This is a genomic window from Klebsiella sp. K-Nf6, from assembly GCF_002806655.1.
Lineage (GTDB): Bacteria > Pseudomonadota > Gammaproteobacteria > Enterobacterales > Enterobacteriaceae > Klebsiella > Klebsiella variicola.
Map to the genome: position 1 here is coordinate 419973 of NZ_PIBN01000002.1, position 20426 is coordinate 440398.

17 protein-coding genes, 4 pseudogenes and 1 other annotated feature are annotated in these 20426 nt (G+C 56.8%); of the genes and pseudogenes, 10 read left to right on the top strand and 11 right to left on the bottom strand.

Annotated features, from left to right (window positions below):
* The first annotated feature begins 56 nt into the window (after positions 1-56).
* Positions 57-152, top strand: a sequence feature (Trp leader region).
* Positions 153-185: 33 nt separating this feature from the next.
* The 5 genes from CWM61_RS06290 to trpA are packed head-to-tail and all read left to right on the top strand — an operon-like array spanning position 186 to position 6717.
* Positions 186-1748, top strand: coding sequence for an anthranilate synthase component 1 (locus CWM61_RS06290; RefSeq protein WP_012542057.1), 1563 nt, complete (start codon positions 186-188; stop codon positions 1746-1748).
* Positions 1748-3343 (top strand): bifunctional anthranilate synthase glutamate amidotransferase component TrpG/anthranilate phosphoribosyltransferase TrpD, encoded by a 1596-nt coding sequence (trpD, locus tag CWM61_RS06295; RefSeq protein WP_100630922.1) that lies wholly within the window; start codon positions 1748-1750, stop codon positions 3341-3343. The genes CWM61_RS06290 and trpD overlap by 1 nt, the downstream gene beginning before the upstream one ends.
* A 3-nt stretch (positions 3344-3346) precedes the next feature.
* Positions 3347-4705 carry a bifunctional indole-3-glycerol-phosphate synthase TrpC/phosphoribosylanthranilate isomerase TrpF gene (gene trpCF, locus CWM61_RS06300; protein ID WP_008807775.1) on the top strand — a complete coding sequence of 453 codons (1359 nt, stop codon included), beginning with the start codon at positions 3347-3349 and terminating at the stop codon, positions 4703-4705.
* A gap of 9 nt (positions 4706-4714) precedes the next feature.
* Positions 4715-5908 carry a tryptophan synthase subunit beta gene (gene trpB, locus CWM61_RS06305; protein ID WP_061154913.1) on the top strand — a complete coding sequence of 398 codons (1194 nt, stop codon included), beginning with the start codon at positions 4715-4717 and terminating at the stop codon, positions 5906-5908.
* On the top strand, positions 5908-6717 hold the full coding sequence (gene trpA / locus CWM61_RS06310) for a tryptophan synthase subunit alpha (protein WP_100630923.1): 810 nt from the start codon (positions 5908-5910) through the stop codon (positions 6715-6717). The genes trpB and trpA overlap by 1 nt, the downstream gene beginning before the upstream one ends.
* Positions 6718-6935: 218 nt before the next feature.
* Here the strand turns inward: trpA and CWM61_RS06315 are convergent, their stop codons facing one another.
* From CWM61_RS06315 to CWM61_RS06325, 3 genes are read right to left on the bottom strand one after another with little or no spacing between them, the layout of a single operon-like run.
* Positions 6936-8195 carry a glycerate kinase gene (locus tag CWM61_RS06315; protein ID WP_100630924.1) on the bottom strand — a complete coding sequence of 420 codons (1260 nt, stop codon included), beginning with the start codon at positions 8193-8195 and terminating at the stop codon, positions 6936-6938.
* A 2-nt stretch (positions 8196-8197) separates the two neighbouring features.
* On the bottom strand, positions 8198-9286 hold the full coding sequence (locus CWM61_RS06320; protein ID WP_100630925.1) for a tartrate dehydrogenase: 1089 nt from the start codon (positions 9284-9286) through the stop codon (positions 8198-8200).
* A 14-nt stretch (positions 9287-9300) separates the two neighbouring features.
* Complete coding sequence (locus CWM61_RS06325; protein ID WP_100630926.1) at positions 9301-10611, bottom strand: MFS transporter; 1311 nt, start codon at positions 10609-10611, stop codon at positions 9301-9303.
* Between the two features lie 128 nt (positions 10612-10739).
* Here CWM61_RS06325 and CWM61_RS06330 point away from each other — a divergent pair, with 128 nt between their 5' ends.
* Positions 10740-11648 carry a LysR family transcriptional regulator gene (locus tag CWM61_RS06330; protein ID WP_100630927.1) on the top strand — a complete coding sequence of 303 codons (909 nt, stop codon included), beginning with the start codon at positions 10740-10742 and terminating at the stop codon, positions 11646-11648.
* Between the two features lie 43 nt (positions 11649-11691).
* On the opposite strand, the gene CWM61_RS06335 is transcribed toward CWM61_RS06330, so the two are convergent.
* A complete protein-coding gene (locus CWM61_RS06335) occupies positions 11692-12150 on the bottom strand; it encodes a MarR family winged helix-turn-helix transcriptional regulator (RefSeq protein WP_100630928.1) in 459 nt (152 codons plus the stop codon).
* A 74-nt stretch (positions 12151-12224) separates the two neighbouring features.
* On the opposite strand from CWM61_RS06335, the gene CWM61_RS06340 reads away from it, so the two are divergent.
* The 3 genes from CWM61_RS06340 (at position 12225) to ybiX (ending at position 16884) form a co-directional block, all read left to right on the top strand.
* Positions 12225-13172 carry a quinone oxidoreductase family protein gene (locus CWM61_RS06340; RefSeq protein ID WP_100630929.1) on the top strand — a complete coding sequence of 316 codons (948 nt, stop codon included), beginning with the start codon at positions 12225-12227 and terminating at the stop codon, positions 13170-13172.
* Positions 13173-13872: 700 nt separating this feature from the next.
* Positions 13873-16158: a catecholate siderophore receptor Fiu gene (locus CWM61_RS06350; RefSeq protein WP_100630931.1), complete on the top strand. Its 2286-nt coding sequence runs from the start codon at positions 13873-13875 to the stop codon at positions 16156-16158.
* Positions 16159-16206: 48 nt separating this feature from the next.
* Positions 16207-16884 (top strand): PKHD-type hydroxylase YbiX, encoded by a 678-nt coding sequence (ybiX, locus tag CWM61_RS06355; protein WP_100630932.1) that lies wholly within the window; start codon positions 16207-16209, stop codon positions 16882-16884.
* Between the two features lie 84 nt (positions 16885-16968).
* On the opposite strand, the pseudogene CWM61_RS06360 reads toward ybiX, so the two are convergent.
* Positions 16969-17103: pseudogene (locus tag CWM61_RS06360) on the bottom strand (OmpW family outer membrane protein); the annotation flags it as partial.
* Between the two features lie 156 nt (positions 17104-17259).
* Positions 17260-17562 (bottom strand): annotated as a pseudogene (locus CWM61_RS06365) (tail fiber domain-containing protein); the annotation flags it as partial.
* Positions 17563-17743: 181 nt separating this feature from the next.
* Here CWM61_RS06365 and CWM61_RS06370 point away from each other — a divergent pair.
* Positions 17744-18280, top strand: coding sequence for a hypothetical protein (locus CWM61_RS06370; RefSeq protein ID WP_074386123.1), 537 nt, complete (start codon positions 17744-17746; stop codon positions 18278-18280).
* Between the two features lie 57 nt (positions 18281-18337).
* On the opposite strand, the gene CWM61_RS28775 is transcribed toward CWM61_RS06370, so the two are convergent.
* The 5 genes and pseudogenes from CWM61_RS28775 to CWM61_RS06390 form a co-directional block, all read right to left on the bottom strand.
* The gene (locus CWM61_RS28775; RefSeq protein ID WP_133122455.1) at positions 18338-18577 is read right to left on the bottom strand and encodes a hypothetical protein; all 240 of its coding nucleotides are present in this window, start codon (positions 18575-18577) and stop codon (positions 18338-18340) included.
* Between the two features lie 66 nt (positions 18578-18643).
* Positions 18644-18931: pseudogene (locus CWM61_RS06375) on the bottom strand (DUF2514 family protein); the annotation flags it as partial.
* Between the two features lie 61 nt (positions 18932-18992).
* The gene (locus tag CWM61_RS06380) at positions 18993-19511 is read right to left on the bottom strand and encodes a Rha family transcriptional regulator (RefSeq protein WP_074386124.1); all 519 of its coding nucleotides are present in this window, start codon (positions 19509-19511) and stop codon (positions 18993-18995) included.
* Between the two features lie 308 nt (positions 19512-19819).
* Positions 19820-20281, bottom strand: coding sequence for a lysis protein (locus CWM61_RS30015; RefSeq protein ID WP_077268399.1), 462 nt, complete (start codon positions 20279-20281; stop codon positions 19820-19822).
* Positions 20278-20426 (bottom strand): annotated as a pseudogene (locus CWM61_RS06390) (lysozyme); the annotation flags it as partial. The pseudogene CWM61_RS06390 and the gene CWM61_RS30015, both read right to left, overlap by 4 nt.

The window sequence follows — 20426 nt, forward strand, 5'->3', positions numbered from 1 at the left end:
TAGTACGCAAGTTCACATGAAGGGGTATCACGATGAAAACGTATGTTATCACTCTGCACAGCTGGTGGCGCACCTCCTGACTTCGGGCGGCGTGATCGCGTTTTGCATTCAGCATACAGATACCCGGCCCGCCAATGAGCGGGCTTTTTATTGGACAAAAATAATACGAACAGGCGAGAACAATAATGCAAACATCCAAACCGGCACTCGAGCTTCTCACCAGCGACGCCATCTACCGGGAGAACCCGACGGCGTTATTCCACCAACTGTGCGGCGCCCGTCCGGCCACGCTGCTGCTGGAATCCGCTGACATCGACAGCAAAGATGACTTAAAAAGCCTGCTGCTGGTCGACAGCGCGCTGCGCATCACCGCCCTTGGTGACACTGTCACTATTCAGGCCCTTTCCGCTAACGGCGCCGCGCTGCTGGAACTGCTGGACGGCGCGCTGCCCTCCGGGATCGCCAATCAGCGCCAGCCCAACGGCCGCATCCTGACCTTCCCCGCGGTCAGCACCCTGCTCGATGAAGACGCCCGTCTCTGCTCGCTGTCGGTGTTTGACGCCTTCCGTCTCCTGCAGGAACTGGTGACCGTCCCGGCCAACGAGCGTGAAGCGATGTTCTTCGGCGGCCTGTTCGCCTATGACCTGGTCGCCGGCTTTGAAGATCTTCCACCGCTGCAGAGCGACACCGCCTGCCCGGACTACTGCTTCTATCTGGCAGAAACTCTGCTGGTCATCGACCATCAGACCAAGCATACCCGCATTCAGGCCAGCCTGTTCACCCCGCTGGAGAGTGAAAAACAGCGCCTGGAGCAGCGCCTGAGCCAGCTGCGTCAGCAACTGAACGAGCCGCCGGCGCCGCTGCCGGTTACCACTGTGGCCGAAATGCAGTGCGACGTTGACCAGAGCGATGAAGAGTACGGCGCGGTGGTGCGCAAAATGCAGCGCGCGATCCGCGCCGGGGAAATCTTCCAGGTGGTTCCTTCCCGTCGCTTCTCGCTGCCTTGCCCGTCGCCGCTGGCCGCCTATGATGTGCTGAAGAAGAGCAACCCCAGCCCGTACATGTTCTTTATGCAGGACAACGATTTCACCCTGTTCGGCGCCTCGCCGGAGAGTTCGCTGAAATATGACGCCGTCAGCCGTCAGATTGAGATCTACCCGATCGCCGGCACCCGGCCACGCGGCCGCCGCGCCGACGGCTCGCTGGATCGCGATCTTGACAGCCGCATCGAACTGGAAATGCGCACCGACCATAAAGAGCTTTCCGAACACCTGATGCTGGTGGACCTGGCGCGTAATGACCTGGCCCGCATCTGTACCCCGGGCAGCCGCTATGTCGCCGATTTAACGAAGGTTGACCGTTACTCCTTCGTGATGCATCTGGTCTCCCGCGTGGTCGGCGAACTGCGTCAGGACCTCGATGTGCTGCACGCCTACCGCGCCTGCATGAACATGGGCACCCTCAGCGGCGCGCCGAAGGTCCGCGCCATGCAGCTGATTGCCGCCGCCGAAGGTAAACGCCGCGGCAGCTACGGCGGCGCGGTGGGCTATTTCACCGCCCACGGCGACCTCGACACCTGCATCGTCATCCGTTCCGCCTACGTGCAGGAGGGTATCGCTACCGTCCAGGCCGGAGCCGGCATTGTGCTCGACTCGGTTCCCCAGTCGGAAGCGGATGAGACCCGAAATAAAGCCCGCGCGGTGCTGCGCGCCATTGCCCAGGCCCATCACGCGAAGGAGATTTTCTGATGGCTGACATTCTGCTGCTCGATAATATCGATTCTTTCACCTATAACCTGGCAGACCAGCTGCGGGCCAATGGCCATAACGTGGTGATTTACCGTAACTCCGTCCCGGCGCAGGCGCTGATTGAGCGTCTGGGCACCATGGCCAACCCGGTGCTGATGCTCTCCCCGGGCCCGGGTACGCCGAGCGAAGCAGGCTGCATGCCGGAGCTGCTGACCCGTATGCGCGGCAAGCTGCCGATCATCGGCATCTGCCTCGGTCATCAGGCCATTGTTGAAGCCTACGGCGGCTATGTCGGCCAGGCGGGCGAGATCCTCCATGGCAAAGCTTCCAGCATTGAGCACGACGGCCAGGCCATGTTTGCCGGTCTGGCTAACCCGCTGCCGGTGGCGCGCTACCACTCGCTGGTTGGCAGCAATATTCCCGCCGGGCTGACGATTAACGCCAATTTCAACGGCATGGTGATGGCGGTGCGTCACGATGCGGACCGGGTGTGCGGCTTCCAGTTCCATCCGGAATCGATCCTTACCACTCAGGGCGCACGGCTGCTGGAGCAGACCCTGGCCTGGGCGCTGCAGAAGCTGGAGCACACTAACACCCTCCAGCCGATCCTTGAGAAGCTGTACCAGGCGGAAACCCTGAGCCAGCAGGAGAGCCACCAGCTGTTCTCCGCCGTCGTGCGCGGTGAAGTGAAGCCTGAGCAACTGGCCGCCGCGCTGGTCAGTATGAAAGTGCGCGGCGAGCAGCCGCAGGAAATTGCCGGCGCCGCCACCGCGCTGCTGGAAAACGCCGCGCCGTTCCCGCGCCCGGACTACCTGTTTGCTGACATCGTCGGCACCGGTGGCGACGGCAGCAACAGCATCAACATCTCCACCGCCAGCGCCTTTGTCGCTGCGGCCTGCGGATTGAAAGTGGCGAAACACGGCAACCGTAGCGTCTCCAGTAAATCAGGCTCTTCTGACCTGCTGGCGGCCTTCGGCATCAATCTCGATATGAACGCCGATAAATCCCGCACGGCGCTCGATGAGCTGGGGGTTTGCTTCCTGTTCGCGCCGAAATACCACACCGGTTTCCGCCATGCGATGCCGGTCCGTCAGCAACTGAAGACCCGTACCCTGTTTAACGTGCTGGGGCCGCTGATTAACCCGGCGCATCCGCCGCTGGCGCTGATTGGCGTCTACAGCCCGGAACTGGTGCTGCCGATCGCCGAGACCCTGCGCGTGCTGGGCTATCAGCGCGCGGCGGTGGTGCACAGCGGTGGGATGGATGAAGTCTCGCTGCATGCGCCCACAGTGGTGGCCGAACTGCATAACGGGGAAATTAAAAGCTATCAGCTGACCGCTGACGACTTCGGCCTGACGCCTTACCATCAGGCGCAGCTGGCGGGCGGCACGCCGGAAGAAAATCGTGACATTCTGACGCGCTTGCTACAAGGTAAAGGTGAAGCCGCTCACGAAGCCGCCGTCGCCGCCAACGTCGCCATGTTGATGCGTTTACACGGGCATGAAGATCTGAAAGCTAACGCTCAGCAGGTACTGGATGTGCTGCACAGCGGCGCGGCCTATGACAGAGTGACCGCCTTAGCGGCAAGAGGGTAAAGAATGCAGACCGTTTTAGCAAAAATCGTTGCCGACAAAGCGATTTGGGTAGAAGCCCGCAAACAACAACAACCGTTAGCCAGTTTTCAAAATGAGGTCGTTCCGACGCAGCGCAATTTCTATGACGCGCTGGCCGGCACCCGCACCGCGTTCATTCTCGAGTGCAAAAAGGCCTCGCCGTCGAAGGGGTTGATTCGCGAAGATTTCGATCCGGCGGCGATCGCCAGCATCTACAAACACTACGCCTCGGCGATCTCAGTGCTGTGTGATGAGAAATATTTCCAGGGCAGTTTCGATTTTCTGCCGATCGTCAGCAAGGTCGCGCCGCAGCCGATCCTGTGTAAGGACTTCACCATCGACCCCTACCAGATCTACCTGGCGCGCTACTATCAGGCCGATGCCTGCCTGCTGATGCTCTCGGTGCTCGACGATGAGCAGTACCGCCAGCTCTCCGCGGTGGCGCACAGCCTGAATATGGGCGTGCTGACCGAAGTCAGCAATGAAGAGGAGCTGGAGCGCGCCATCGCCCTGAAGGCGAAGGTGGTGGGCATTAACAACCGCGACCTGCGCGATATGTCGATTGACCTTAACCGCACCCGTCAGCTGGCGGCGCGTCTCGGCCCGGATGTCACGGTGATCAGCGAATCCGGCATCCATACCTATGCCGAAGTGCGTGAGCTGAGCCACTTCGCCAACGGCTTCCTGATCGGCTCCGCCCTGATGGAGCAGGCGGATCTGGAAGCAGCGGTCAAACGCGTGCTGCTCGGCGAGAACAAAGTGTGCGGCCTGACGCGCCCGCAGGATGCCCAGGTGGCCTGGGAGTCTGGCGCCATCTACGGTGGCCTGATTTTCGTCCCGACCTCGCCGCGGGCGGTGAATGACGCCCAGGCCAAAGCGGTGATCGCCGCTGCGCCGCTGCAGTACGTCGGCGTCTTCCGCAATGCGCCGCTGGACGAGGTGGTCGCCCGCGCGCAGGCTCTGGGGCTGGCCGCCGTGCAGCTGCACGGTGATGAGGACCAGGCCTATATCGACGCGCTGCGCGACGCCCTCGCGGACAACGTCCGCATCTGGAAAGCGCTGAGCGTTGGCGAAACCCTCCCGGCCCGTACGCTCCGCCATGTTGACAAGTACCTGTTCGACAACGGCCAGGGCGGCAGCGGCCAGCGCTTTGACTGGAGCCTGCTGCAGGGCCAGGATCTGCGCAACGTCATGCTGGCGGGTGGCCTGGGTGCCGATAACTGTGTGGAAGCGGCCAAAAGCGGCTGTGCCGGACTCGATTTCAATTCAGGCGTAGAGTCGCAACCCGGGATTAAAGACGCCAGCAAACTGGCCTCCGTATTCCAGACGCTGCGCGCATATTAAGGAGCAATAATGAGCACTTTACTGAACCCCTACTTCGGCGAATTCGGCGGCATGTATGTGCCGCAGATCCTGATGCCCGCCCTGCGCCAGCTGGAAGAAGCCTTTGTCAGCGCGCAGAAGGACCCGGCCTTTCAGGCGGAATTCACTGACCTGCTGAAAAACTACGCCGGACGTCCGACGGCCCTGACCAAATGCCGGAATCTGACCGAAGGTACTCGCACCACCCTGTACCTGAAACGCGAAGATCTGCTGCACGGCGGCGCGCACAAAACCAACCAGGTGCTGGGCCAGGCCCTGCTGGCCAAACGGATGGGCAAAACCGAAATTATCGCCGAGACCGGCGCCGGTCAGCACGGGGTCGCCTCAGCGCTGGCCAGCGCCCTGCTCGGTCTGAAATGCCGTATCTACATGGGCGCCAAGGACGTCGAGCGCCAGTCGCCGAACGTCTTCCGTATGCGCCTGATGGGCGCCGAGGTGATCCCGGTGCACAGCGGCTCCGCCACGCTGAAAGATGCCTGTAATGAGGCGCTGCGCGACTGGTCTGGTAGCTACGAGAATGCGCACTATATGCTGGGCACCGCCGCCGGTCCGCATCCATTCCCAACCATTGTACGTGAATTCCAGCGCATGATTGGTGAAGAGACCAAAGCGCAGATCCTCGAAAAAGAAGGACGCCTGCCAGACGCGGTGATCGCCTGCGTCGGCGGCGGATCAAACGCCATCGGCATGTTTGCCGACTTTATTGATGAAACCAACGTCGGCCTGATCGGCGTGGAACCGGCCGGGCACGGTATCGAAAGCGGCGAGCACGGCGCGCCGCTGAAGCATGGCCGCGTGGGGATCTACTTCGGTATGAAGTCGCCGATGATGCAGACCGCCGACGGCCAGATCGAAGAGTCTTACTCCATTTCCGCCGGGCTGGACTTCCCGTCCGTTGGGCCGCAGCACGCGTTTCTGAACAGCACCGGTCGCGCTGACTATGTGTCGATCACCGACGACGAAGCGCTGGACGCGTTTAAAGCGCTCTCGCGCCACGAAGGGATCATCCCGGCGCTGGAGTCCTCTCACGCTCTGGCCCACGCGCTGAAGATGATGCGCGAAAATCCGGAAAAAGAGCAGCTGCTGGTGGTTAACCTCTCCGGTCGCGGCGACAAAGACATTTTCACCGTACATGACATCCTGAAAGCGCGAGGGGAAATCTGATGGAACGCTATGAGACGCTGTTTGCCCAACTGAAAAATCGCCAGGAAGGCGCCTTCGTTCCCTTTGTCACCCTTGGCGATCCGGGACCGGAGCAGTCGCTCAAAATTATCGATGCGCTGATCGAAGGCGGCGCCGATGCCCTTGAGCTGGGGATCCCTTTCTCCGACCCGCTGGCGGACGGCCCGACCATCCAGGGCGCGGCCCTGCGCGCCTTCGCCGCCGGGGTGACCCCGGCGCAGTGCTTTGAGATGCTGGCGGCGATCCGCCAGAAGCATCCGACGATCCCAATCGGCCTGCTGATGTATGCCAACCTCGTCTTCAGCCCGGGCATCGATGCGTTCTATGCCCAGTGCGAACGCGTCGGCGTCGACTCGGTGCTGGTGGCCGACGTGCCGGTGGAAGAGTCCGCCCCGTTCCGCCAGGCGGCGATGCGCCATAACATCGCGCCGATTTTCATCTGCCCGCCCAATGCGGATGACGATTTACTGCGCCAGATTGCTTCTTATGGCCGCGGCTACACCTATCTGCTGTCGCGCGCCGGAGTGACGGGTGCGGAAAATCGCGCCGCACTGCCGCTGCACCACCTGGTGGAGAAGCTGGCGGAATATCACGCCGCGCCGCCGCTGCAGGGCTTTGGCATCTCCGCGCCGGAGCAGGTGAGCGCCGCCATTGACGCCGGGGCCGCCGGGGCTATCTCCGGTTCCGCCATCGTCAAAATCATCGAACGCCACCTCGAGGAGCCGCAGATCATGCTCGACGAACTGAAAGCCTTCGTCCAGAGCCTGAAGGCGGCGACCAAAACCGCCTGACCGTTAGCCGCCTGGTATTGCGCCAGGCGGCGATTTCCTCGCGTTACCTTCCCCTCCATGTCATCTTGCACGCCAACACATCAGACGGAATGATGATCGACACCTTGGCGCCAGGCGATGCGCTTTAACGTGGAAATGGATGGCGGGCGGATGCCGAAGATTTGAACTATGTTGAAAGGGAAAAATATCGCTCTCCCTGGCACAGGAGAGCGATACAGTCAGGCAATCAATATTGCCCGAATATCATTGACGTTGGTTAACGTCGGGCCGGTGATCAGCAAATCATTAAGCGCGTGAAAATAACAATAACTATCATGGCCATCCAGATATTGCACGGCGTTAAGACCGCTCAGCTTGCCGCGCGCAAGCGTATCCGGGAAGACGATCGCGCCTGCGGCATCTTCTGTGCCATCAATACCATCGCTGTCTCCCGCCATGGCCCAGATACCGTGTTCCCCCTGGAGCGCACAGGCCAGACTGAGTAAAAACTCGGTATTGCGGCCCCCTTTTCCAGGCTGAGTGTTGTTTACTGTCACCGTGGTTTCGCCACCTGACAACAGTACAGCAGGCCCTGAAATCGGGTGACCATACTGCTTCGCCGATTTCGCCATACCGGCCATGACCACCGCCACTTCCCTGCTTTCACCTTCTATCGCATCCCCCAAAATAAGGGGGGTGAGCCCATGTTGTCGTGCGGCCAGCCCCGCCGCCGCTAACGCCATCGCCGGCGTGGCGATAAGCCTGACCTCGCCTGTCGCGGCGTTTTCCATCGGGCCGGCCGGCTGGTTTAGCCGTTCGCTAACGGGCTTCGGGATCGCAATGCCATACCGCTGCAGTACCCGGAGCGCATCACGTGGTGCGCTGTTATCGGCAACGGTGGGGCCAGACGCTACGTCCGTCGGATTATCGCCAGGCACATCGCTGATAATCAGTGATACGATGCGCGCCGGTTGCGCCATGGTCGCCAGCTTTCCGCCTTTCACCGCTGAGAGATGACGACGTACCAGATTCATCTCTTTGATGCTGGCCCCGCTATGGAGCAGGGCCCGGGTGATGGTCTGCTTATCTGCCAGCGTTAACCCCGGGGCGGGCAGCGCCATCAGCGCCGACCCTCCCCCTGAAATCAATGCCAGCACCAGATCATCGGCAGTTAAACCGCGCAGCGTCTCCACAATCAGCATTGCGGCAACCTCGCTCATGGCATCCGATACGGGATGAGCCGCCTCAATAATGCGGATGCGGCCCGCAGGAACCGCGTAACCGTAACGCGTCACCACCACGCCCGACACCGCCACATCCGGCCAGGCCGCATCTACGGCAGCCGCCATTGCCGCGGACGCTTTACCCGCACCGATCACCACACAACGGCCGCGAGGTTTTTCCGGCAGGTTAGCCAGGGTCACCGGCCCGGCGCGGGCGCTGTTGACCGCATGTTGAAAGATATCCTGCAGGATCTCTGCAGCCTGTTCGTTATTCATGGTTATGCGGTCTCGGCAATGTCAGCTTTAGCGTCAATGTAGTGCACCACGGCGCGTGTCACCTCCGCGGTATTGGCTGAGCCACCGACATCTGGCGTCAGAATGCCTTTTTCACACACATACTCAATGCCTTCCATAATCAGCGCAGCGGCATGGCGTTCGCCCAGATGTTCAAGCATCTGTACCGCGGTCCAGAAAGTGGCAATGGGGTTCGCAATTCCTTTGCCGGTGATATCGAATGCGGAACCATGAATCGGTTCGAACATGGAAGGGAAGCGGCGTTCAGGATCAATATTCGCGGTCGGCGCTACGCCCAGGCTACCCGCCAGCGCGCCAGCCAGATCGGAAAGGATATCGGCGTGCAGATTGGTGGCAACGATGGTATCCAGGGTCTGGGGATGCAACGTCATACGGTGCGTCATGGCATCGACCAACATTTTGTCCCACTGCACATCCGGGAATTCCTGCGCCACTTCGGCGGCAATCTCATCCCACATCACCATACCATGGCGCTGGGCGTTGGATTTGGTCACCACGGTCAGCAGTTTACGTGGCCGAGACTGCGCCAGTCTGAAGGCATAGCGCATAATGCGCGTTACCCCAACACGGGTAAAGATTGCCACTTCGGTACCGACTTCTTCAGGTAAACCACGGTGCGCACGGCCGCCGTTACCAGAATATTCACCTTCGGAGTTTTCACGCACGATGACCCAGTCAAGATCGCCCGGCCCGCGGTTGCGCAGCGGTGAAGTGACGCCCGGCAGAATTTTGGTGGGTCGCACATTGGCGTACTGGTCAAAGCCCTGGCAAATAGGCAGCCGCAGGCCCCAGAGTGTGATGTGGTCAGGGACATCCGGTGCCCCCACCGCGCCGAAGTAAATGGCATCGAATGCTTTCAGCATGTTCAGTCCTTCTTCCGGCATCATCACGCCATGTTTTTTGTAATAGTCTGACCCCCAGTCAAAGGTCTCTATATCAAATTTCAGTTGCGGATCGTGGCGCGTCAGCGCGTGCAAGACTTCAATACCTGCCGAAATGACTTCCGGTCCGATACCGTCCGCAGGGATGGCAGCAATTTTGTAGTGACGCATCGTTACTTCTCCAGTTAATGAGTATGAGGATGTGGAAGCTCTGCTGTCGGCGATTTGTTCGCTCTGGCAGAAAGAATCACGACCACGAGGGCCGAGAGCGCCAGCAATCCGGCGACAAAGTACAGGCCCCAGCTGTAGCTACCGGTTTGCTCGCGGATCACGCCAATCATCATCGGGCCGACGAAACCGCCGAGGTTGCCGATGGAGTTGATAGCGGCAATGCCAGCGGCCGCAGCCGGGCCGCTGAGGAACAAGGTTGGCATGCTCCACAGCGGGGGTTTTGATGCGCTAATCCCCACGGTGACCAGCGTTAAGGCGACCATTACGGTAAACAATGTGCTGACGTTACCGGCGTATATCAGCCCGACAGCCGCCAGCAGGCAGGCGCCAATGACGTGCCAGCTGCGCTCTTTGGTTCGATCGGAATGACGCGCCCAGAGGATCATGGCGATGACGCCGATCACCGCCGGAAAAGCGTTCAGGAAACCAATCTCCAGCGAGGAAGCACCGAAACTGCGAATGATTTGCGGGGACCAGATGCCAAGCGTATACAGCCCGGCGGAGGTACCGAAATAGACCAGGGCCAGCGCCAGGACGCGTATATCCGCCAGTCCCCGCCATGCGCTGGAATGGCTCTGTTTTGCCGCCCGCGCCAGCTCCTCGGCGTGCATGGTGTTTTCCAGCCAGGCACGCTCTTGTTCTGTCAGCCATTTGGCTTTGGCCGGGCGATCCGTCAAAAAGAACAAAACCACAACACCGAGCACCAGCGCCGGCAAAGCTTCCAGGACAAACATCCACTGCCAGCCGGCATAGCCGAGGAAGCCATGCATCTCGAGCAAAGCGGCCGAAACCGGCGATCCCAGTGCTGTAGACAGGGGGGCTGCAGCCATAAAGATGGCAGTGACCTGCGCACGCCTGGCGGCAGGAAACCAGTAGCTGAGATAGAGAATGATACCCGGGAAGAAACCGGCTTCCGCCACACCGAGCAGAAAACGCAGAATGTAGAAGCTCGTCGTGCCCTGCACAAAAGCCATGCAGCCAGAGACGAATCCCCAGGTGATCATGACGCGGGCGATCCAGATACGGGCGCCCACTTTATGGAGAATTAAGTTTGACGGCACCTCAAACAGAAAGTAACCCAGGAAGAAAATGCCAGCGCCCAGCCCAAAAACGGTGGGTGAAAACCCCAGGTCCTGGTTCATGGTCAGAGCGGCAAAGCCAATATTGACGCGGTCAAGGAAGGCGATGAAGTACAGCAGCATGATGAAAGGAATAATGCGCAGGGTAACCTTGCGCATCACCTTCTTTTCGAGGTCGTTATTCATGACGGGATGCTCCATAGTGATGTAGGGTTGTTATCGTTTTGTAATAATCCCAGTATGAAGTTTTGAATCGCTTTATCATCGGCGCAGCTTTATATAAATAATTTGTATAATCAGGTTTTGGTGAAAAAATGGATATAAATCAGCTACGTTGCTTTGTGGTATTAGGTGATGAGCTTCACTTTGGCCGGGCTGCCCGTAAACTCGAAATGATGCCTGCGTCACTGAGTCGCTTCATCAAACTGCTGGAAGATGATTTGGGGATAAGGCTACTGAATCGATCGACCCGCAATGTGTCGCTAACGCCTGAAGGTGCCGCCTTTTTAAATGAGGCCAAAACGGTCATTGCTGATTTCGATGCGCTACGGCAGCGATTCCGTAAAAATAGCCTGTTACAGAAAAGAACGTTGCGGATCGGGGCTATCGACAGCGCAGCCAAAGGATTACTTCCTGAATTGCTGAATCTTTTTGTCAGACGTTTTCCTGAGGCAGATATTCATCTTACGGAAGATAAATCTCACAAGCTGATTCCCCGACTTATTTCAGGATGGCTGGATGTAGTCTTTGTACGCCCGCCTGAACATATTGATGCCACGCTGACAGCGCGTTTTATCGCTAATGAAACCTGCGTGCTCGCCGTGCCCGCTCATCACCGGCTGGTCAGTTATGACGAAGTCAGTATCGATGATTTCCGACACGAGCCGGTTATCTTGCCGGAAAGACGCACCCGGCGTCACAGCCATGACCTGACAATGAATATTTTCAAAGAGGGAGGCAGCATGCCTGTCATCGCGCAGTATGCTGAAGAGAAGCAGACTATCCTGAGTTTTGTTGCCGCTGGACTCGGCATTGCTCTGGTGCCAGCGTCCTATAAAGACATGAATGCGGACGGCGTGAAATACCTTGCGCTCACGCCCAAAAAACATATCGAAGGCCTTCCCCTCAGCGCGATGTGGCATCAGGGAAATAACAATATCTATGTACGATCCCTGCTGGAGATACTTTCCGACAACATCGACGAGCTGACCCGTGATTTGTGACGGAGAAAGAAGATTGTTGCGCCAGGCGGCAACACGCGAGAATTTAGCCTGGTTGCAGCAAACTGTCGGCGTATTTGCGCGTTAAGCGAAACAGCGCCTGCACTTCCTCTTCCGGCCACTGCGCCAGCACCTGATTCATTAACCGCCGCCGCGCTACCGCAATACTGTCGATCATCTGTTGTCCGCTGGCGCTAAGCGTCACTTCGCTGATCCGTCGGTCATGACGGTTAGGTTGCTTACAGGCGAGCCCCTGGGCTTCCAGTTTTTTCACCTGGCGGCTGACGGTGGTGTAATCGCGCCCTAAATGATCCGCCAGCTCAACAACCCCCACCGGGCCATGGCGCCCTACCGCCACCAGCAGCGGAAACAGCATCTGTTCCAGCTGGACGCCGGCCGTCTGGAGGATCTGCTCGTCGCGCAGCGGCTGGTTCATCACGCTGATGATATCCAGTAGCGCGCCGTGAAAGTCGGTAATGTCGTAGTCATTATGTGCATCTTGCATATATTAATTTTCCGCGTATAGTGCTGCAAAACAATATGTGTATTTTACACATAATTCCCGACAGGAGAGAATTTATGAAAGCAGCCGTGGTTTTTGACCTCGCAGAAGGCCCGGTTTGGGCCGATTTTATCGAGCCGCAGCCCGCTGCCGGCCAGACGCTCATTGACGTCCGCGCCGCCGCGATGAGCCATGTGGTTAAGGCCCGGGCATCCGGACGTCATTATAGCTTCGACGGCAATCTGCCTTTTGTACCCGGTATCGATGGCGTCGGCACCACACCTCAGGGCCAGCGCGTCTACTTCGCCTTCCCCACCGCTCCCTTCGGCAGTATGGCGCAGCGGGCGCCGGTTGCCCTGCAGAATTGCCTGCCGCTGCCGGATGCGCTCGATGATGTTAACGCGGCGGCGATGGCCAATCCCGGCATGTCCGCGTGGGCGTCTCTGGTGACTCGCGCCCAGCTCCAGGCCGGTGAAACGGTGCTGATTAACGGCGCCACCGGCAGCGCCGGTCAGCTGGCGGTGCAGATTGCCCGCTATCTGGGGGCAAAAAAAATCATTGCGACCGGGCGTAATGCGCAGGCGCTGGCGGCGCTGGACGCCGATGAGTGTATTCAGTTAACCGCTGATGATAAAACCTTGAGCGGGCAATTTTCAGCGGCCAGCGCCGCGCAGATTGACGTGGTCATCGATTACCTGTGGGGACGCAGAGCGGAATTGTTATTGCCGGCCCTGGCGAAATATACCCCAGCCGGCAGACCGGTACGCTATGTGCAGGTGGGGTCCCTGGCTGGCGCCGATATCGCGTTAAATGGCGCAGTTCTGCGATCCGCCCCGCTCCTGCTGATGGGCAGCGGTATCGGTAGCCTGTCGATGCCGCAGCTGCTGGCGGCGACGGGTGAAATGCTGCAGGCGGCGGTGCCGGGTAAATTGACCATCGCCACCACCCCGCGGCCGCTGCAGGAGATCGCGGCGGCCTGGCCGCGGGACGACAGTCAGAAGCGTACGGTTTTCACCCTCGGATAAAAAATCGCTTCCGCACAAAAGATGGGGTTGATATCTTAAATGAGAAATATTATCTTTCTCATTACTGAATAGTTGAGTAAATAACTCAGGTATTCAGTACGACATTGCTCACATTGCTTCCAGTATTTTTGCCCGCACTTGTGCGGGCTTTTTTTATTCGCGACACACTTCTCGCACCAGTTGCTGCCGCCAGCGGTGGACCGGCACCTGCTCCAGACGACATACGGCCCGGCATCGTTCTCCGTCACGCGGCGGGAGAACGCTCGCTGGTCGTCCCCCCAATAACGCGGTCGCGGAACAGTGCCTGCAGAGGGATCGGTGGTCCCCTATTTTTCATTACACCAATTTCCAGAACGGCGTTCTCCTCGCGCAGAAGGAGGGCATCCTTTATGCCAAAAACCACGAAGCGCCGGGTTAGCCCTGGCGCCTGTCACCTCGCGGCGCGGCCTGTCAGCGGCCTCATCCTGCCGCTCTTTTGCTTCATCCCCGCCCTTTTCGTTCAAAATTTATGAACTATGTAAATTGCGATGAAGAAATATGTTTAAACGTCAACATTTCTATGTAAATATTAAGGCGAATGATAACTATTCTTTTTATCATTTATAGAATCACACCGGGTCAGCGCAAGCCAGACGACGAATAACGTCGCTTTTGCGCGGTGTGATATGTGCTCATAACAAAAAATAAGCCTGCATTTATCATGGAAAAAAACGCTTCTCTGCCGTTTGGCAGTTTCAACTCATTGGCATTGTTTACGGGTCTGTGTCTGGGGGCCTCACCGGCAACGGGCATCGCAGCGGAAAAATCAGTCAAAAATAGTGAAGAGACGCTGGTGGTGGAAGCCACTCCGCCTTCACTCTACTCTCCCGGCGCCTCCGCCGATCCCAAGTTCAATAAACCGCTGGTCGATACCACCCGCACCATCACCGTGATCCCGGAACAGGTGATTAAAGACCAGGGCGTCACCAACCTGACTGACGCCCTCAAAAACGTCCCCGGCGTCGGGGCGTTTTATGCCGGTGAGAATGGCAGCTCATCTACCGGGGATGCCATCTACATGCGCGGCGTGGATACCTCTAACAGCATCTATGTGGACGGCATTCGCGACATCGGGAGCGTGACGCGGGATACCTTCAATACCCAGCAGGTGGAAGTCATCAAAGGGCCCGCCGGCACGGACTATGGCCGCAGCGCGCCCTCCGGCTCGATCAATATGATCAGCAAGCAGCCGCGCCTTGACTCCGGGATCGACGGTTCGGCCAGCATCGGCAGCGCCTGGTCGCGTCGGGGAACCCTCGACCTGAACCAGGCGTTTAGCGACAACGCCGCGTTCCGTCTGAACCTGATGGGGGAAAAAACCCATGACGCCGGTCGGGACAGCATTGAAAACGAACGCTATGGCATCGCGCCGTCGCTGGCCTTCGGCCTCGATACCCCAACTCGTCTGTATCTGAACTATCTGCACGTCCGGCAGAACAACACCCCGGATGGCGGGATCCCCACCGTCGGCCTGCCGGGCTATTCGGCGCCTTCGCCGAAGTATGCCGCGCTCAACTCCGCCGGTAAGGTCGATACCAGCAATTTTTATGGCACCGACTCCGATTATGATAAATCCACCACCGACAGCGGCACTCTGCGCTTCGAGCACGATCTGACGGACAATACCACCGTGCGCAATACCACCCGCTGGTCGCGGGTGAAACAGGAGTATCTCCTGACCGCGGTGATGGGCGGCGCGAGCAATATCACCGCCCCCGATATCAATGACGTCAACACCTGGAGCTGGTCGCGTCTGGTTAATACCAAAGATGTCAGCAACCGCATTCTGACCAACCAGACCAATATCACCTCGACCTTCAATACCGGCTCGATAGGCCATGACGTCAGCGCCGGCGTGGAGTTTACCCGGGAAAACCAGACCAACTATGGCGTTAACGCCATGACCGCGCCGGCGGTGAATCTCTACCATCCGGTGAGCAACCTGTCGATTGGCGGGCTGGACAGAAACGGCGCGAACGCCAACGGCCAGACCGATACCTTCGGGATTTATGCCTTCGATACGCTGGCGCTGACCGAGCGGATTGAGGTCAACGGCGGGCTGCGTCTCGACAATTACCATACCAAATATGACAGCGCCACCGCCTGCGGCGGCAGCGGACGCGGGGCTATCGCCTGCCCGCCCGGCCAGTCGACGGGCAGCCCGGTCACCACCGTGGATACCGCCAAATCCGGCAATCTGGTTAACTGGAAAGCCGGGGCGCTGTACCGCTTAACCGAGCAGGGAAATGTCTACGTCAACTACGCCATTTCACAGCAGCCGCCGGGGGGCAGCAGTTTCGCCCTGGCCGCCAGCGGCAGCGGCAACAGCGCCAACCGAACCGACTTTAAGCCGCAGAAGGCGAAATCCAGCGAGCTGGGCACCAAGTGGCAAATCTTCGACAAACGTCTGTTGCTCAGCGCGGCGTTATTCCGCACCGATATTGAAAACGAAGTGGCCGCCAACGATGACGGGACCTGGTCGCAGTACGGCAAAAAGCGCGTGGAGGGATATGAGCTTTCTGTAACCGGAAACCTGACCCCGGACTGGACGATCATCGCCGGCTACACTCAGCAGCATGCGACGGTGACGGAGGGGCAGAATGTGGCGCAGGATGGTTCTTCCGCGCTGGCCTACACCCCGAAACATGCCTTTACGCTGTGGACGCAGTATCAGGCCACCAGCGATCTGTCCGTCGGCGGCGGTGCGCGCTATGTCGGAAGCCTGCGCCGGGGCAGCGATGGTGCAGTCGGTACCCCGGATCACACCGAGGGCTATTGGGTTGCCGATGCCAAACTGGGCTATCGGGTCAACAGCAACCTCGATCTGCAGCTCAATATGTACAACCTGTTTGATACCGATTACGTGGCCTCCATCAACAAGAGCGGCTATCGCTATCATCCGGGAGAACCCCGGACCTTTATGCTGACGGCGAACGTCCACTTCTGAGTCTGTGCGTGGGGCCGTTGCGCCCCACCTTTTAGAGAGAACACCGCGATGATGTATCACATTCCTGACGTGCTATCGGCAGACCAGGTGGCGGAATTTACCCGGCAGCTGGCGCAGGCCGACTGGGTCGACGGGCGGGTTACGGTGGGCAGCCAGGGGGCGGCCGTCAAACAGAACCAGCAGATCGATACCCGAACGCCGCTGTATGCCCGCCTGCAGGCCACTGTGCTCGACATGCTGCGCGGCCATCCGCAGTTTTTTTCCGCCGCGCTGCCGCGGACGATTTCCGCACCGTTGTTTAACCGCTATGGGCCAGGAGAGACCTACGGTTTTCATGTCGATGGCGCCGTTCGCCAGAACGGCGAGGCGGGCTGGATGCGTACTGACCTGTCAGCGACGCTGTTTCTTTGCGATCCGGAGAGCTATGAGGGCGGTGAACTGGTGATTGAAGACACCTATGGCCAGCACCGGGTGAAGCTCCCGGCCGGGCATCTGGTGCTCTATCCCGCCAGCAGCCTGCACTGCGTCACCCCGGTGACCCGCGGCGTACGTCAGGCCTCTTTCCTGTGGATCCAGTCGATGGTCCGCGACGATAAGCAGCGCGCGATGCTTTACGATCTGGACCGCACCATCCAGTCTCTGAAGGCCCGCTTTGGCGACGGAGAAGAGGTCCTCTCCCTGCTCAACATGTATCACAACCTGCTGCGCCAGTGGACGGAAGTGTGATCCGCTATCGATGGCCAAAGCTTTTGGCAGACAGGTGTGACGTGACAATGAACTGGCCATCCGTTGGCCAGTTTTCAGCAGGATTTAAAACCGATAACCCGCAGAGAACATAAACACCCACGGATCCAGGCGGGTGCTGACTTTCTGGTCCACGCCGCCGGCTTTGAATTTCACATCGGTATCGATATCCATGTACCACACCGACACACCAACAAGGAAAGAGTAATGTTATGTTTTTTAAGCGAAAACTCTTGTTTCCGCATGGGAAAATTAGGCTTTTCACCCCTGTATTAACATCTTGATTTGCCTGAAAATAATAATTGTTTTGCAGAATGTTTTTTTACACCCGCCCCTTATTTTTCCCTATAAGTTATCTTATGTTTGAACCAGCTTATTCAAATCACGCACTTGTTTTGTTAACTCCTGCACTGACGAAACAAGATCAGCAATGCTGGCTACATAGTCCACGTTCATTACCTGAAACTTTTCCCCATCGATCTCCTGCTCACATCCCATGAAGGTGTAAGTTGTGTCCACAGTATCAGCCTGCTGCGCGATAAATCCCCGGCGTCGTCGGTTTTCTCCTTTCATCTGATACTCGCACACCCCTAACCTTTCAACGCGCTGCAGCGCATTCTGAGGAGCTTCCGTACGTATGCAATTTTTAAGTTCTTCATCGCGTTACCTTTTGCGAATAAAAAAGCCCCTCAGATGCGAGGCTACTGTTTAAATATCAGGGTGTTACTGAGAAACTACAGAGTGTAAGGTTGACCCTCAGCCCACTAATGGTTGGACACTGGCAAATTTATGAGCACATAAATGGCTGAGTATGTTTTTCACACATAGTTAAGGAAACCTCATGGAATTTACTGAGCGCTATAATTTCACCCGATTTCCTTACCGTCGAGATGTCAGAGAAAACGGTGATATCAACAATGGTGGATTTGACCTTATACAATTCCCAGAAAAGATAAATGACATCCATGAAGTGAACGATTTCCCATGGTTTAAAGATTTCATTGTTCAGGTGAACAGTGTTGACGGATTATTTATGACTTTAGGCTGTGCTATCGGTTATGAGGAGGAGATATTATATGGTTATATCGACTTCTCATTACGCCCGAACACGCCAATCACCATTAAAAATAAACTTATAAACCTTGACGAGCATTTTTACGAATATCTCTCTCAGGCCATTCCGCATGAGGAAAGCCGTCTGAAGGCCATTCAATACACTCAGCACCATTTCCTTTGGCTGGCATCGCCTCTTGAAATCTACGGCGAAGAGTACTCAAAAGTGAATCTGACATTCCGTGAGAAGAATCAAAGTGGGTTAGCGTGGGCATTTGACCATCTGTCTTATTTTTTAACAAAGCATTACCCCTCTAAGCTGTAGTTCTTCAACTACATAAAAAGCCCTGCTAACACAGGGCTCAAGTCATACCATGGGAAATTATATGAATGACTTCCATACTACTTTATTAAATACACCCTGAATCACTTCCAGCGAAATAGCTGAAAATATCATATAGCCACTTACTTCAGTCAATATATTCGAAGATGCGCCAGTTAATTCAAGTCCTACAACTCCTAGTAACAGCATTCCAACACCGCCCCAGAAAATAATAAAACTATGAACGGTAAAAGAATAAACCAAGTCAGTTAAAAAAATCTTTAATCGTATATCGTCCATTTACTACCTCCCTCTGTATAAGCAAATCGCTCACGATTATACTCATAAACCCGCCTGAATCGCTCATTATTTGGGCTTGTGCTGTTTGTTTTTCACTCTCACCGATTCGTAAATCCGCTCACAGGTCAGTCCTGCTATGTAGCGTTCGTCAGCGATTGCAGCATACCGTCGAGCCTCTTCTGCAAGGTTTCCAAGCATGTCGGCAAGCACTCCGGCGGTGGCGTCGGTTGTCTTGCTTCTGACGGTAGAGGTAAGACTTGCGGTGTGGCTTGCGGCGTCCAGGCGGGTGGCAAGATTTTTTTCTTGCTAACGCAGCTGGCTAAAAGCATCAGAGAGATTAGCGGCAGCAGTGGTGAAAAGGATTTGCTTCGCAACTGCTTAAGCTGCCGGAATAAGTGGCTCTGTAATGCCTCGATCACTCAATAAGCAGCTCGGGCTGCGTCACCTGCATGATGTGCTCATACTCGAGCTTAAGCACGCGCTTTTCCTTCTTCCGCTCATTCATCAACCGGCTGCCGATTGTGCCTTTCAGTTTTGAGCGAGTTTCTTTGATGGCGTGCCGGTGCTGCATTTCTTCTCCCATGGCAACTCTTCGGTTTAGCTGTTCCGCCATCCAGTTAAAGGCATTGATGTAGCACTCCTTTACTGCGGCAGCGGTCTTGCCAGTGAACCCCATCACGAGCATCATGCATCCGTCACGAGTGATGTTATACATCGGCTGAACATCGCCATTTTTATCAATAAAATCAATGGGCGCAAAATTGCGCCGGGTGAAATCATCGGAGCATTTAAGGTTTCTGATTGCTCGCAGAACGTCTTTATGACGCTTACCAAAATAGTTAGCCACTTTGAGCGAAGTGGTGATGACCTTGTTATCGAGGGTTGTGACCATTTCACGAAAATCGAAGGCCGGAATAACTGACGGATTATTCATAGCGTGTACCTTTCTTTGAGATGAACCTTTGCCGCATAGGAAATCAGCCCGTCGAGGCTCGCCAGCACTAACTGACTTCCTCAAAGGCTCATTTCAAAGGGTTCGGATTCGACGTGGTTTGAATGCGCTGCGGTGCGCGGTGATATGCGGATACAAAAAAGCCCCGCTGATAGCGAGGCTCGAATATCTGTTACAACTAAGACCAATATAGCAAAAACATACTAGAATCGTTGCGTTTTGTCTACCTTTACGTAAGTGGTTGATTTAATTAAGCTCAAATTTTAATCAAAATGCTATGTTATATCACCCTATTTTAAACACTGCGTGTCGATGTATTCCTGCAGATAGCCAACCTGCTTTGTCACTAAAGAGATTCTGTCTCTGAGAGTGAAATAATCCCGTTCAGCGGCGTCAGTAAGTCGGGGGCCGGAAGCATGGCCCACGCCGCTGGCGCCGGGCGCTCCGTTCGAGGGACATCTGGCATTGACGTGCAACCCGCACTTGCCAGCGCTAACGCAACGCTGCAGATCTTCAAGCTGAGATTTCGCATCGGCTAATTCCTTAGTGTATTTGGCATCGAGCGCAGCGACGTCACGCTGTCTGACTTGCATGTCAGAGATGGTTTCGTTCGCCAGGCTAAGTTGCTCAGTCGCTTTATCGCGCTGAGTTTTGAACTCGGTGGCGTTCGTGTGGTAGTGATTGGCTAGCCAGCTAAGACTGGCTATCAGGCAGATCACTATGGTGATGATAATGGCGGTTACTCGGCTCATTCATCTATCCCCCAGCATGTCAGCGCACTTTCCTGATCTCGGCGTGTTACCTGCCCATAGCAGTTATTGGGGCGCACCCGGCAATCCTTACCTCCGTCTTTTATCCACCAGCGAATCGCTTCACATGCGCCTTTACGATCACCGG